The sequence below is a fragment of the Pseudomonas sp. Irchel 3E13 genome (assembly GCF_900187455.1).
GTDB lineage: Bacteria > Pseudomonadota > Gammaproteobacteria > Pseudomonadales > Pseudomonadaceae > Aquipseudomonas.
The window spans coordinates 119,620-133,051 of record NZ_FYDX01000013.1; the positions used below are offsets into that span (position 1 = coordinate 119,620).

The 13,432-nt window shown below is 66.0% G+C and carries 12 protein-coding genes and 1 pseudogene; 10 read left to right on the forward strand and 3 right to left on the reverse strand.

All coding sequences use genetic code 11. The annotated features are described in order from the left end of the window. Positions 1–53: 53 nt before the first annotated feature. From CKW37_RS33745 to CKW37_RS22640, 5 genes and pseudogenes are all read left to right on the forward strand, one after another. Positions 54–779, forward strand: a pseudogene (locus tag CKW37_RS33745) (cache domain-containing protein); the annotation flags it as partial. 102 nt (positions 780–881) lie between these two features. Further along, positions 882–1,637 (forward strand): methyl-accepting chemotaxis protein, encoded by a 756-nt coding sequence (locus tag CKW37_RS33750; protein WP_371864325.1) that lies wholly within the window; start codon positions 882–884, stop codon positions 1,635–1,637. Positions 1,638–1,878: 241 nt separating this feature from the next. Further along, a complete protein-coding gene (locus tag CKW37_RS32835; protein ID WP_218241343.1) occupies positions 1,879–2,049 on the forward strand; it encodes a hypothetical protein in 171 nt (56 codons plus the stop codon). 23 nt (positions 2,050–2,072) lie between these two features. After that, positions 2,073–3,005 (forward strand): pentapeptide repeat-containing protein, encoded by a 933-nt coding sequence (locus CKW37_RS22635; RefSeq protein WP_159985305.1) that lies wholly within the window; start codon positions 2,073–2,075, stop codon positions 3,003–3,005. Positions 3,006–3,384: 379 nt separating this feature from the next. Continuing rightward, positions 3,385–4,374 (forward strand): DNA-binding protein, encoded by a 990-nt coding sequence (locus CKW37_RS22640; RefSeq protein WP_095158495.1) that lies wholly within the window; start codon positions 3,385–3,387, stop codon positions 4,372–4,374. A gap of 3 nt (positions 4,375–4,377) precedes the next feature. Here the strand turns inward: CKW37_RS22640 and CKW37_RS22645 are convergent, their stop codons facing one another. Continuing rightward, positions 4,378–4,893: a GNAT family N-acetyltransferase gene (locus CKW37_RS22645; RefSeq protein WP_095158537.1), complete on the reverse strand. Its 516-nt coding sequence runs from the start codon at positions 4,891–4,893 to the stop codon at positions 4,378–4,380. A 120-nt stretch (positions 4,894–5,013) separates the two neighbouring features. Between CKW37_RS22645 and CKW37_RS22650 the strand changes: the two genes are divergently transcribed. Together CKW37_RS22650 and CKW37_RS22655 are read left to right on the forward strand one after the other, a co-directional pair. Next, complete coding sequence (locus CKW37_RS22650; RefSeq protein WP_095158496.1) at positions 5,014–5,223, forward strand: hypothetical protein; 210 nt, start codon at positions 5,014–5,016, stop codon at positions 5,221–5,223. 84 nt (positions 5,224–5,307) lie between these two features. Next, positions 5,308–6,051: an enoyl-CoA hydratase gene (locus CKW37_RS22655; protein WP_095158497.1), complete on the forward strand. Its 744-nt coding sequence runs from the start codon at positions 5,308–5,310 to the stop codon at positions 6,049–6,051. A 27-nt stretch (positions 6,052–6,078) separates the two neighbouring features. Here the strand turns inward: CKW37_RS22655 and CKW37_RS22660 are convergent, their stop codons facing one another. Together CKW37_RS22660 and CKW37_RS22665 are read right to left on the reverse strand one after the other, a co-directional pair. Further along, positions 6,079–7,380 (reverse strand): MFS transporter, encoded by a 1,302-nt coding sequence (locus CKW37_RS22660; RefSeq protein ID WP_177454472.1) that lies wholly within the window; start codon positions 7,378–7,380, stop codon positions 6,079–6,081. After that, entirely contained in the window at positions 7,377–8,360 is a 984-nt protein-coding gene (locus CKW37_RS22665) for a flavin reductase family protein (RefSeq protein ID WP_095158498.1), read from the reverse strand. Before CKW37_RS22665 ends, CKW37_RS22660 begins: the two co-directional genes overlap by 4 nt. A gap of 197 nt (positions 8,361–8,557) precedes the next feature. On the opposite strand from CKW37_RS22665, the gene CKW37_RS22670 reads away from it, so the two are divergent. From CKW37_RS22670 to CKW37_RS22680, 3 genes are all read left to right on the forward strand, one after another. Further along, positions 8,558–9,994, forward strand: coding sequence for a coniferyl aldehyde dehydrogenase (locus CKW37_RS22670; protein ID WP_095158499.1), 1,437 nt, complete (start codon positions 8,558–8,560; stop codon positions 9,992–9,994). Positions 9,995–10,012: 18 nt separating this feature from the next. Beyond that, positions 10,013–11,665: a methyl-accepting chemotaxis protein gene (locus tag CKW37_RS22675; protein WP_095158500.1), complete on the forward strand. Its 1,653-nt coding sequence runs from the start codon at positions 10,013–10,015 to the stop codon at positions 11,663–11,665. A 117-nt stretch (positions 11,666–11,782) separates the two neighbouring features. Beyond that, on the forward strand, positions 11,783–13,321 hold the full coding sequence (locus CKW37_RS22680; protein WP_256587837.1) for an amidase: 1,539 nt from the start codon (positions 11,783–11,785) through the stop codon (positions 13,319–13,321). Positions 13,322–13,432: the final 111 nt, after the last annotated feature.

The window sequence follows — 13,432 nt, forward strand, 5'->3', positions numbered from 1 at the left end:
TGCCGGTGCTGGTATTCGCGACCCTGCTCGGCGTAGCCACCAGCGTCACGCTGATGGTTCGCGCCGAGCGGGACGTGGCCGAAACCCGCGAACGTTTGTTGGCCGAGTCCCGCGAGCGGCTTGCCGATTACGCGAGTATCGCCCGCACGGCGGTGGCGGATCTGTATGAGCAGGCGGCGCCCGGAGACCTGAGCGGGCGCGTGCGGGCCATCACCCGGTTGTCAGCGATGAAGTACGGCGATGACGGCTATTTCATCGGTTACGACAGCCAGGTCGTGCGCCTGTTTCGCGGCGACAGCGGTGAGGGTGTCGGAATCAACATGAGTGAGCGCAAGGACAAGAATGGCGTCTATCTCAACCGCGAGATGGTGGCAGCCGCGAAAAGCGAGCGCCATTTCGTCAGCTATTCAGGCGCATTGATCGACACCGGGCTGGTGGTGCCCAAGCTCGCCTACAGCTTTTACCTGCCCAAGTGGGACATGGTTGTGGTCACCGCCGTCAACCTTGACCGTATCGAGGCGCGGGTTACCGAGGTCAGGGCTCACCTCGCCGAGCGGATGTGCAGCCTGATCGGCGGGATCGCCCTGGTTACGCTGGGGTTGCTCGGGGTCATCGCCATGCTGGCCCGGCTGCTGGTCAACGGCAGCTTGCGGCCCTTGGGTCGGATTCGCGCACATCTCGATGAAATCGCTGCCGGCGAAGGTGATCTGACCCGCCGTCTGCCAGTGACCAGGGATGATGAGTTCGGCCGGCTGGGGGTGTCGTTCAATGCCTTCGTCGACAAGATTCATGGGCTGGTCAGTCAAAGCGTGGCGATGGCGGAACAATTGGGCGGCGCGGTGGACGAAGTGGCGGAGCAATGCCGGCGGATAGATCAGGCCATGGAGCGTCAGCGCCAGGAAACCGAACAGGTGGCGGCCGCGGTCAACCAGATGTCGTCGGCGGCACAGGAAGTCGCGGTCAGCGCCCAGCACGCCTCGGACGCCGCGCTGAAAACCGATCAGCAATCCAGGCATGCCCGCCACGTGGTGGATGCCAGCAGCGTGAAGATCCAGTCCCTGAGCGCCAACCTGTCCGACGCGGGAAGTGCCTTGCAGGGATTGCAGGCTGATGTGGCGGCAATCGTCACGGTGCTCGACGTCATCCGCTCGATTGCCGGCCAGACCAACCTGCTGGCGCTCAATGCTGCGATCGAGGCTGCTCGGGCCGGTGAAGCGGGGCGTGGCTTTGCGGTGGTCGCCGACGAAGTCAGGGCGCTGGCCAGTCACACCCAGCGCAGCACCGAGGAAATCCAGGAGACTCTGGAACGACTGGAGCGGGCCACCGGCAGCGTGGTCGGTTCCATGCACCAGTCCACCGAGGCCGGGGAGGGCGCGAGTGCCCAGGCCAGCCAGGCCGACCGGGCGCTGGGCGAAATCGTGGCGTTGATCACCACGATCAACGAAATGAATGCCCATATCGCCAGCGCCGCCGAGGAGCAGACGTCGGTGGCGCTGGAAATCAACCGCAGCGTCCATCAGATCGCCAACACCACGGACAGCGTTGCCGACCAGACCCAAAGCAGCGTCCAGACCGTGGATGCGCTGCGCATCATCGGCCAGCGCCTGCAGGGTCTGCTGGGGCAGTTCCGGATTTGAGCGTCGACTAGCCGTCGTACGGCAACACCATTTGTGTAGCGCCTGCCGCCTGCGCCCTCCCGCAATTGCCATTGCCGAAGGGCGCCCAGATTCGCTCAGAAACCCAATGCTGACAAAAAGCCATCTCGCCGCCTATTTTGGCCGCCGCACGGGGCACTGCCCCCCTTTATCAAGGAGATGGCAATGAAGTACCTGCATTTCGATCTGCGGCATGTCGAGCGCACGGAAACGCTGGAGGTTCGTGTTGGTAGCGCGCTATCCACTCCGTCTCCATGGCGAGCAGAGTTTCGAGTCCGCCGAGGCGACCCATGGGGCGCCGCCGATGATGCAGATGTTCCATTTCGTCTTCGAGGCGGCGGAAGTCAGCATCCAGCAGACCTTCGTCTCGATCAAAGCCAAGGTGCAGTTGTGAGGACGGGAACGTTGGGTGAGTTCATGGGCAAGTTCACCTTCCATGCGGGGGCGACGTGTCTGGCCACCCCATCGTTGGCGGCGTTGGTGGCCAGCGGACAGGGCCGGGGCGTGGACCTGACCGATGTGGTGCTGGATGGCGCGAGCGCCATCGGGGTGGACTTCACCGGCGCGCGCTTTACTGGTGCCAGCCTGCAGGGCGCGGACCTGTCCAATTGCCTGCTCGGCGAGGCCGATCTGCGCGACACCCGGCTCAACGGCGTGTTTTTCGACGGTGCATTGCTGGATCACGCCAACTTGTCCGGCGCGACCCTTGGCTGGCCTGGCTGGGGTGCGCCACGCAGTGCCCGGGGGATCGACCTGAGCTTTTGCCAAGCCCGGGGCGCGATTCTCGGCAGCCCGGCGGCCCGCCTCGACTGCGCCCATGCCAACTTCAGCGGCGGCGATTTCAGCCACGCCGACCTGAGCCGCCTGCAACTCACCGGGGCGCTGCTGACCGATGCCCGCCTGGAGAGTTGCTGGCTGGAGGGCGCGGTGCTGGACGGTGCCGACCTGAGGAATGTCTTCGCGCGGCGGGCAAGCCTGCGCAAGTGCTCGCTGAAAAACATCCTGGGCAGCAATGCCAACTTTACCGAGGCGGATTTTTCCGCCGCCGACCTGAGCGACAGCGTGCTGGTGGATGCACCGATTGCCGGGTGTACCGTTCGCGCCGATGGATCTGCCCGCGCGCTTTCACTGGCGGGCGCGCAGATCCAGGGCGTTGATTTCAGCGATAGCCTGCTTGACGGTGCGCTGCTGCTCGGCGCAGGGCGTGCCGTTGTTCCGCTTGCCGTCAGTGGCGTGGGAATACCTCACGCCCGAAGGCATTGGCGGGTTGGCGCCCTTGTTCGCCCGAGCGGGTTACCCACTGGGGGCTGCACCGATCCTCGACATGGACCGTCAGTGGCGGCTGGATAATGACCGCGATACCGACTTGAGCCATCCCCGGGACTACTCGGTACGGCGGGTTCGCGGGCATTGTCGGCGCGTTCGGTTATGCCTCGTTTCGTCTTGCCCGCCGCGAGCAGGGCGTGCAGGTGTTCGGCATGGCGCCCTTGCTGATACGGGACTGGCCAGCCTATCCCGACGGCGTGGCGTTCAAGGCGACCGCCAGTCTGGCCGCGGCGATGTCGCCGAATAGTCTTGGCCCGGCTTTCTGACGGGTGAAAACTGCCTCTGATTTGATAAGTCGCGATTATTTCATCTTAATTTTCATAAGATTATGAAAATTAATTTGATCTTTTTGGTATGTAAAAACATGATACGTACCACATTATGAAATAGCAGGAACACAGACATGGCCCGCGGTGGTATCAACAAAGCAGTCGTGCATAAAGCCCGTCAGGCGATCCTCGGTCGGGGTGAGCATCCGAGCATCGATGCGGTGCGGATTGAACTGGGAAATACCGGTTCGAAAACCACCATTCATCGCTACCTCAAAGAGCTGGAAATCCAGAAACCGCCCGCCACCACCAGCGTGCCGGACCTCAGCGCGTCGCTGATGGGGCTGGTCAAGCAGTTGGCGGAGCAGTTGCGCGAAGAGAGCGACGCCTGCGTCGAAGAGGCGCAAAAGTCGTTCGATGTGGAAAACGCCGCGCTGAACGCGCATTTGCAGGAATGCCAGCAGTCGCTGGCGGCCGCGCAGCAGCAATTGCAGATCCAGGGCGCGGCGCTGGCCGCTGAGTCCGCGGAGCTGGCCACCGCCCGCAGCAGCCTGCAGAGCGAACACACCCGCAATGCCACGCTGAGCCAGGCGGTGGGTGAGTTGAATGTGCGGCTGGCCGACAAGGACGAACAGATCGCCTCGCTGGAAGACAAGCACCAGCACGCCCGCGATGCGCTGGAGCATTACCGTACTGCCAGCCGTGAGCAGCGCGAGCAGGATCAGCGCCGGCACGAAGCGCAGGTCCAGCAGTTGCAGGCGGAGCTGCGCCAGTTGCAGCAGACACTGATCATCAAGCAGGACGAAGTGACCCGGCTCAACCGCGACAACGAGCGGTTGCTGGTGGAGGCGCGGCATGTCCAGCGCGAATGCCAACACCTCAAGGACCAGCAGGAGCAGCACGCGCTGGAAACCCGCACCCTCAGCGCCAACCTGGCGCAGTCCCAGGGCGCGCGCGAAGAACTGCAGCGCCAGTTCCAGTCCCAGGGCCAGCAACTCGAATTGGTGGGCGGCGAACGGCGTCAGCTACTCAAGCAGGTGGAATTGCTGGAGCAAACGATCGAAGCCTTGCGCGCCGCGCAACAGGCGGCGGCCGAAGCCGAGAAAGCGCAAGAACAGAAATAAAGCTCAGGCCGGGACGGACAATGATTTGCGCATCGCGCAACGTCCCGGCAGCCCAAGCGCGTGCTCATGGGCTATTTGCTGGCGCAAAAAACCCTGCAACTGCCCGTTGTCCAGACAGACGAAACCCAGCCGCGCATAGAAGGGCGCGTTCCACGGCACTTCGCGGAAGGTCGTCAGGGTCAAGGCGGTGAAGCCTTGCGCCTGGGCCCACGCCTCGACACAGGCGATCAGCCCCCGCCCCAGTCCTTTCCCTTGATGACAAAGCGCCACGGACAATTCGTCGATGTGCACGCCGCCGTCCTGGACGCTGGCGCAGAGAAACCCCAGCGGCCGGTCCTGCTCATCCACCGCCAGCCAGAGCAAGCCCTTGTCGATAAAGCCCAGGTGTTCCTCGACACTCAGCACCTCATGCGCCGCGACCCACGCCAACCGCTCAACCGCGAGAAACGCCTCAGCCGCCGAGCGCTCGATGGCGGGCAGCAGGTGGGCGTCATGGGGACGGGCAGGGCGGATAGGCATGGTGATCTCCATCGGTGGCGGGCTGCCACTTTAACAGCGTTGCTCCGTTGATCGGCTGGCCGGCACTCCTGATTCCAATGCCCATTCCAATGCTCAGGAACCACCACCGAGGACCGCGTCATGCACTCGCCCAAAGACGACCCACTCTGGAAAGACCCGCTGAACAACCCGCAGCGCGAAACCGACCCGGTCACCGACCCCAACGTCAACGGTGACCCGCAGCGCTCGGACGAACCCAACGACATCGAGCGCCTGCCGGACGCTCCGCAGCAGGACACGCCCGTGCCAGAGCCCGACGAGCCGACGCCGCTGTCGGATGAGCGACGCTGACACGCGACACCTACTCAATCCGGACGTTTCGCGGCGGACGGCGACGGGCTATTGCTAGGGCTCCCGTCAACCAGCGAGCGCGCAATGACCGACATCCTGACCCGCGAGGACTCCGGCGTCCTCATCATCACCTTCAACCGCGAAACCAAGAAAAACGCCCTGACCGTGCCCATGTACCAGCGCCTGACCGAGCTGCTGCACCAGGCCGAGGAGGATCCGGCGATTGCCGTGGTGCTGTTTCACGGCAGCGAACAGGTATTCAGCGCCGGCAATGACCTGGCCGATTTCATCAGCCATCCGCCCGATGGCCTCGACGCGCCGGTCTGGCAGTTTTTGCGTGCCGTCAGTGGTTTCCGCAAACCGCTGGTGGCCGCGGTCTGCGGTGTCGCCGTGGGCATCGGCACCACGCTGCTGTTGCACTGCGACCTGGTGCTTGCCGGCAGCAACGCGCTGTTCAGCCTGCCGTTCGTCAATCTCGGTTTGTGTCCCGAAGCCGGCTCCAGCCTGTTGCTGCCCCGGGTGTTCGGCTATCAGCGAGCCGCCGAGGCGTTGTTGCTGGGCGAGCCGTTCGACGCCGAGGCGGCGTTGCGCGCCGGGTTGGTGAATCGGGTGCTGGAGCCGGCGCAGGTCCTCGACACGGCCCTGGCCCAAGCGCGCAAATTAGCGTGCAAGCCACTGGCGGCACTGATGGAAACCAAGCGCCTGCTGAAGAGCGCCGAGGCGCCCGCCCTGCGCGAGCGCATCGATGAGGAAGCGCGGGTGTTCGCGCGGATGCTGGAAACCGACACGGCCCGTCAGGCCATCGCCGGTTTCAGCAACCGCCGTTGAGGGAACGGGTCGATAGCGCGGGCGTCGCTATCGACCCACCTGCCGCGAGGTACGCAACAGCAACAGCACCGAACCCAGCACCGGCAGGCTCACCAGCAGCAGGGCGTAGCGCAGCGAATCCTCGCCGGCCAGCGGCAACAGCAGGTCACTGAGCAATCCGGCCAACAGCGGGCCGATGCCGATCCCGAGCAGGGTGCTGACGATGGTTTGCAGGGCCATCGCCGCGCCACGGCGGTTGGCCGGCACCAGTTGCGTGACCAGGTTGTAGGACGGCGCCACCCACCACACCGCGAAGAAGCTGTACAGCGCGCACCAGAGCATCGCCGCCGGCACCGGCAGGCTGCCGAGGTGCAGCAGCACGGTGTCGGGCCAGAGCAGGTAGATGACCAGGGCCGTCATCGCGGTGAGATGGCCGATGATCGGGATCGAGAACTGCCAGTGCGCGTCACGCCGGCTGAGGCGATCACTGAGCCAGCCGCTGAACAGTCCGCCGACACCGGCGGCGGTGCCGCAGATCACCCCGGCCAGCAGCCCGGCGTGTTGCAGCGAGAGGTCGTGGGAACGCACCAGGAAACTGGTGTTCCACATGGCGATGGCGTAGGAACTGAGGGTGGTCAGGCCGCCCGCCAGGATCAATTGCCGGTACGCCGGCAACGCCCACAGGCCGCGAGCTTCGGCGGTCAGGCCGGGGGAGGCGCCGGGGGCGTGGGGCGTGAGGTCCCAGCGGCCGCGTGGCGGGTCGCGCACGATAAAGGCCAGCGCCGCAGCGAACAGCAACGCCGGCACGCCCAGGGCGATAAAGGCCACGCGCCAACCGTAGTGCTCCACCACCCAGGCGCCGATGCTCAGGCCGATGATCGAGGAAAAGGTCGGCGCCGCGGTGAAGCAACTGATGGCGAACGAGCGCTTTTGCGGCGGATACAGGTCGGCGATCAACGACAGCGAAGCCGAGGTGGTCGGCGACTCACTGACCGCCACCGCCATCCGCGCGATCGCCAGCAGCAGAAAACTACCGGCCACCCCGCAGGCCATGGTCGCCAATGCCCAGAGCAGGCACGAGGCAGCGAGCAAGCGGGTGCGCGGCAGGCGATCCACCAGGCGCCCGGCGGGCAAGCCCATCACCGCGTAGACCACGGCGAAGGCCAGCCCGGAAATCAGCCCCATGGCAGTGTCGCCGACGCCGAACTCGGCCTTCACCGGCTCGATCATCACCGCGAGGATCTGCCGGCCGACGAAATTGTCGGCGAACACCACCGCCAGCAACGCCAGCAGGCCATGGGCCCGCCAGCCCACCGGCGACGCCGACAGGGCCGGCACGGCCGCGCTCATCGCGGCGCCCAGAGGTCGGGCAAGCCGGGGTCGCTGACCACGATCAGGCGCTTGAGCAGCACTTTCAGCGCCTGGGCATCGGCGATGCCGAGCTTGGCGGTCAATTCCTGCTCCACCACCTTGGCCAGCGCAACCTGCTGCAGCGATGTCTCGCGGCCCTTGGCGGTGAGGACGAAACGCAGGTCGTCGTCATCGCCTTCGATCGCCACCAGTTGCTGACGCTCGAGGAAGCGCATGCCGGCCAGGGTCACCACATGCCCGGTATAACTGACGAAGGTGTTGATCTCGTCGAGGCTGAGGTTGTCGCGAATGCACAGCACGGCAAGGATGAAAAACGCCTGCTCGTCCAGTTGCTGGTTGCTGAGCATATGCCGCAGCACGTTGAGCACCTGGTAATGCCCGCGGCCCAACAGATAGCCGAGCAGGTCCTCGGTGTAGCTGCACTCGGGCGGCGGCGGGGTGGTCGCCAGGCGCAGTTCGTTGCGCGGCTTGCGGGTGGTCAGGGCGTACTGGCCGCTCTGGAACGCCAGCGGCGCGCGGTCGCTGTGGTCGAAGGCGAGCACCTCGCCGACGAAGATCACATGGTCGCCGCCCTCGTACTGGAACGCCGTGCGGCACTGGAAGCGCGCCGTGCAGTCCTGCAGCAGCGGGGCTTCGCTGACGCCGCGGTCCAGCTCGACCTCGGCGAACTTGTTCTCGCCCTGGGTGGCGAAGCGGCCGGAGAGTTTTTCCTGCTCGGTGGACAGCACGTGCACGTTCCAGTGCTTGCCGCTGCTGAACACCGGCAGGCTGCGCGCCTGCTTGGACAGGCTCCAGAGCACCAGCGGCGGGTTGAGCGACACCGAGTTGAAGCTGTTGGCGGTGATGCCGACCGGCGCGCCGTCCTCGCCCTGGGTGGTGATGATGGTCACGCCGGTGGTGAAGGTGCCGAGGGCCGCGCGGAAGGCCTGGGGATCGAAACTGATGTGTTGTGTTGCCATGACTGGCCTCATGGGTGGTGTTTTCGTGGGGCCAGTATTGGACGCGGCCGCACGGCCTACATCGTCTCAACGGACTAACGCTTTTGCTCGATCCTCGTCCGATCGGACGAGGCGCGGCGGGGCCTGGCGGGGCAACGTGGTCCCAGGCGCATCGGGCGCTGCCAAGGCCATGAAGGCCACTTCGCAAGGGGACACGCATGAGTTCAGTCGCATCATCCGTCGACACGCTTTCCGGCCTTCTGGCCCGGCAGAAAAGCGCCTTCAATGCCGCCGGCGCCGTTGACGCGGCGACCCGCCGCGACCGCATCCAGCGCGTGATCGACCTGCTGGTGGCCCACCACGGCGAACTGACCGAAGCCATGGACGCGGATTTCGGCGGCCGTCCCGCCGGTTTCTCGCTGATGAACGATGTCCTCGGCGCGCTGGCCTCCCTCAAGCACGCCCGCGATCACCTCGCGCACTGGATGCAGGACGAGCAGCGCGCAGCGTTCGCGCCCTACGACCAACTGGGCGCCAAGGCCTGGATCATGTACCAGCCCAAAGGCAGCGTCGGCATCATCGGCACCTGGAATGCGCCGCTGTATACCCTGTTCAGCCCGTTGGCCTCGGTCCTCGCGGCGGGTAACCGGGCGATCCTCAAACCGTCCGAAGTGACCCCGCGCACCGCCGGCGTGGTCGCCCGCCTGTGCGCCGTGCACCTCGACCCGCTGGAGGTGGCGGTGGTCACCGGCGACGCCGAGCTGGCCGAAGCCTTCACCGCCCAGCCGTTCGATCATCTGGTGTTCACCGGCAGCACCGCCGTGGGCCGTGCCGTGATGCGCAATGCAGCGCAGCATCTGGTGCCGGTGACCCTGGAACTGGGCGGCAAATCGCCGGTGATCATCTCGACCACCGCGGACCTGGACCAGGCCGCCTTGAGCATCGCCGCGGCCAAGGCCACCAATGGCGGGCAGATCTGCATCAACCCCGACCTGGTCTATGTGCCGCGCAACCTGCAGGCGTCGTTCATCGCCGCGCTGCGCGCCGCTTATGCAAGCCTGCACCCGAGCATCCAGGGCAATCCGGACGTGGTGGCGGTGGTCAATCAGCGTCATCTGGCGCGGGTCGAAGGCTATATCGACGACGCCCGGCAACGCGGCGCGCGCATCGAGTCCTTACCGGAAGCGCTGCCACTGGACGCCAACGACCGCCGTCGCCCGTTGCGCCTGGTGATTGATCCGCCGCATGACGCGCAGATCATGAGCGAAGAGATTTTCGGTCCGGCCATGGTCTTGCTCGGCTATGACGACCTCGGCGAGGTCATCGACGCGATCAACGCGGGCCCGCGGCCGCTGGCCCTGTACTACTTCGGCCAGGACGCCGTCGAGCAGCGCCGGGTGCTGGAACACACAGTGTCCGGCGGCGTCACCCTCAACGACGTGATGATGCACGCGGCGATGCACGACGCGCCGTTCGGTGGCGTCGGCGCCTCCGGTATGGGGCATTACCACGGCCGCGAGGGCTTCCTCGAATTCAGCCACCTGCGCACGGTGTTCAAGGCCCCGGCCCACGACCCGCGCCGCGAGTGGGGCCTGCTGCCACCCTATGGCGAGCACTACCTGGCGACGATGCTCGCCATGGTCACCTCCGACTGACCCGGGCGAGGAACGACCGTGTTCAAAGCCATCACCATCGCTCAGCGCCTGTGGATATGGGCGCTGCTGGCCACCTTGCTGTTCGTTGCCGCCGTCGGTTTCGGCGTCTACGGGCTGCAACAGGCGCGCGACAGCCTGCGCACCATTAACGAAGACAACCTGGCGACCCTGCTCACCTTCGGCGAGATCCAGCACCGCCTGGATGAAAGCCGGCGACAGGCGTTGCTGGCGGTCCTGCAGGATCCGGAAGGACCGCTGATGGCGGCCTTCGACCGCTCGGTGGAAGTCACCCTCGGCACCATCGAAGCCAACGGCCAGGCCGTGACCCAGCGCTGGAACGAGTACCGCCAACGCGACCTGAGCGCCGAGGAACAGCAGGTCGCCGAGGCATTCGAAAGCCATTACGCCGTCTGGGTCGAGGAACTGACGATCCTGCTGGAGTCGCTGCGCGCCGGCGATTTCCGCCTGCCGGGGATTATTTCCTTCCTGCGCGTGGCGGAACCGGCCGGCAGCGCCGCCGGCGTCGAACTGGGCAAGTTGCAGGCGCTGCAACAGGCCGCGGCGGAGCAGGCGTATGAGGCGGCGCAGCAGCGTTACCAGCGCACCGTTCTGGCCTATTTGTTGTTGGGCGTGGTCGGAGTGGTGGTGGGCAGCGCCACCGCGCTCACCACCCTGAGCCGCTTGCGCCGCGCCTTCGGCCAGGCCTCGGCGAGCATGCGCGCGATTGCCGGTGGCGACCTGTCGCAGCCGATCGTGATCCATGGCCGCGATGAATTCGCCCTGATGCTGGGCGACACCGCCGCCATGCGCGACAGCCTGCACGGCCTGATCTCGCAGATGCGCGAACTGGTCCAGCGGGTCAGCCGCGAGGCGGCGCACCTCGCCGAGTCGGCGGAACTGGCGTCGGTGGCGACCCAGCAGCAGAGCGAGGCGGTGCGCGGCATTTCCAGTGCGGTGGAGCACCTGTCCGGCTCCATCGGCGAGGTGGAAAACCATGTTGGCGTGTCCCGCGATATCACCCAGCACTCGGCGGGGCGTTCGGGCAAGAGCGAAGGCTTCATCCGCGACATGGCCCAGGAAATGAACCGCATCAGCGACGTCATCAGCGACACCGCTGTGCATATCCACGAACTGGAAGTGTTTTCTGCCGAAATCAGCGATGTGCTCAACGTTATCCGCAACATTGCCGAGCAGACCAACCTGCTGGCCCTGAATGCCGCGATCGAGGCGGCCAGGGCAGGGGAGCAGGGTCGCGGTTTTGCCGTGGTCGCCGATGAAGTAAGGTTGCTGGCCCAGCGCACCGGGCGCTCCATTGGCGAGATCGACATCACCGTGCAACGCATCCAGGAAGGCACTCGCGCCGTGGTCGATGGTATGGGCCGCGTGGTGTTGCGGGTCCGCGAAGGCGTCAACCTGGCCCACGAAGCCGGTGATTCCGTGGCGCAGATCCGCACTGGCACCGACGACGTGATCCGCAGCGTGGACACCATCGCCGCAGTGATCGACGAACAGGTCCGCGTCACCCGCGAGATGGTCGTGCGGGTCGAGAATGTCTCGGCGGGTACCGGTGCGCTGTCGGCGAGTGCCGGGCGCAGCGCCGTGGCGGCAGCGGACCTGGAGCAACTGGCGCGGGCGCTGGATCAGCTTTCGGCGCGGTTCAATGTTGCCTGACAGATTTTCTGGGACCGCTTCGCGAGCAAGCTCGCTCCTACACATCGCACACCCCTTGTAGGAGCGAGCTTGCTCGCGATGCCCCTAAAACCATTAATAACTAAAAAGGTGCCCTCCATGACCACCGAAATCCCCCGCCGCACCGTGCTCAAAGCCACTGCCATCACCGCCGGCATCGGCCTGCTCGGCCGCTTCGCCAGCGTCCAGGCCGGCGATCTGTCCGCCAGCGACTACCAATCCCTCGATGCCTGGGCCATGGCCGAGGCCGTGCGCAAGGGCGAGCTTTCGCCGGAAACCCTGCTCAACGCGGCCCTGGCCCGCCACGCGCTGGTCAACCCCAAGGTGCAGGCGGTGAACATGCTGCACGAGGACTACGCCCGCAACCTGCTGGCCCAGCGCCGCGCCGCCGGCCATCAGGCCCAAGGCGCGCTCGCCGGGGTGCCGCTGCTGCTCAAGGACCTCAACACCTACCTGCAAGGCACGACCACCAGCAACGGCAGCCGCCTGTTCAAGGACGCGCCGCCCGCACCGTTCACCAGCACCCTGATCGCCCGTTACGAGCGGGCCGGCGCGGTGCCGTTCGGCAAGACCACCTGCCCGGAATTCGGCCTGACCACCACCACCGAATCCCTGGCCTGGGGTCTGACCCGCAACCCGTGGAATCTCGGCCACAGCGCCGGCGGCTCATCCGGTGGCGCCGCCTCGGCGGTAGCGGCGGGCATTGTGCCGGTGGCCCACGCCACCGACGGCGGCGGCTCGATCCGTATCCCGGCGTCTTATTGCGGCCTGGTCGGGCTGAAGCCCGGCCGCTACCGCACCCCCAGCGGCCCGGCGCATTTCGAGGGCTGGTTCGGCGCCAGTGTCGGCAATGTGGTGTCGCGCAGCGTGCGTGACACAGCGCTGTTCCTCGACGCCGGTCACGGTCATGAGCCCGGCAGCGCTTACTGGGCTGCGCCGGTGGAACGCCCCTACGTCGAGGAACTGCGCCGCGATCCAGGCAAGCTGCGCATCGCCGTGGTCCGCCAGTCGTTGACCGGTGCACCGCTGGATCCTGCAATCGCCGCAACCCTGGAGCAGACCATCAAGCAATTGCTCGGCCTTGGTCATGAGGTGGAAGAGCTGAACCTCGGCATCGACCCACGGCAACTGTTCGGCGCCCACGGCGCGGTGATCGGCACTGCGTTGCTGAGCCTGGTCCATGACCGCGAGCAAGCGCTGGGCCGCGCCGCCACTCCTCAGGATCTGGAGCAGATCACCCAGGTGGTGCTGGAACGGGCCAAGGGAGCCAACGGCGAAGCGCTGTACCGCGCCCGACAATCGTTCGAAGACATCGGCGCGGCGATGGAAAAGCACTTCGAACGCTTTGACCTGATCCTCTCGCCGGTCACCGCCAACCTGACCCCTGAAATGGGCCTGCTGACCCTCGACCAGGGCTGGGACAGCTACGCCCACCGGGCCATGGGCAGCGCCGGCTTCACCGTGCTCGCCAACGTCAGCGGCCAGCCGGCGATTTCCCTGCCGCTGGGCATGAGCGACAGCGGCTTACCGGTGGGCATGATGTTTACCGCGCGGCTGGGCGGAGAAGACGGGTTGCTGCGGATTGCCAGCCAGTTGGAGCAGGACCGGCCTTGGGTGGGGCGGCGGGCGGTGATGTAGAACTGAGTGGACCATCGCGAGCTTGCTCGCGATAAGGCCCACCTAGTCCGCTTTGACGATGATCCCCACCCCGCCACCCGCTGAAGATGGAATCAGCCGCCGGCCGCACAC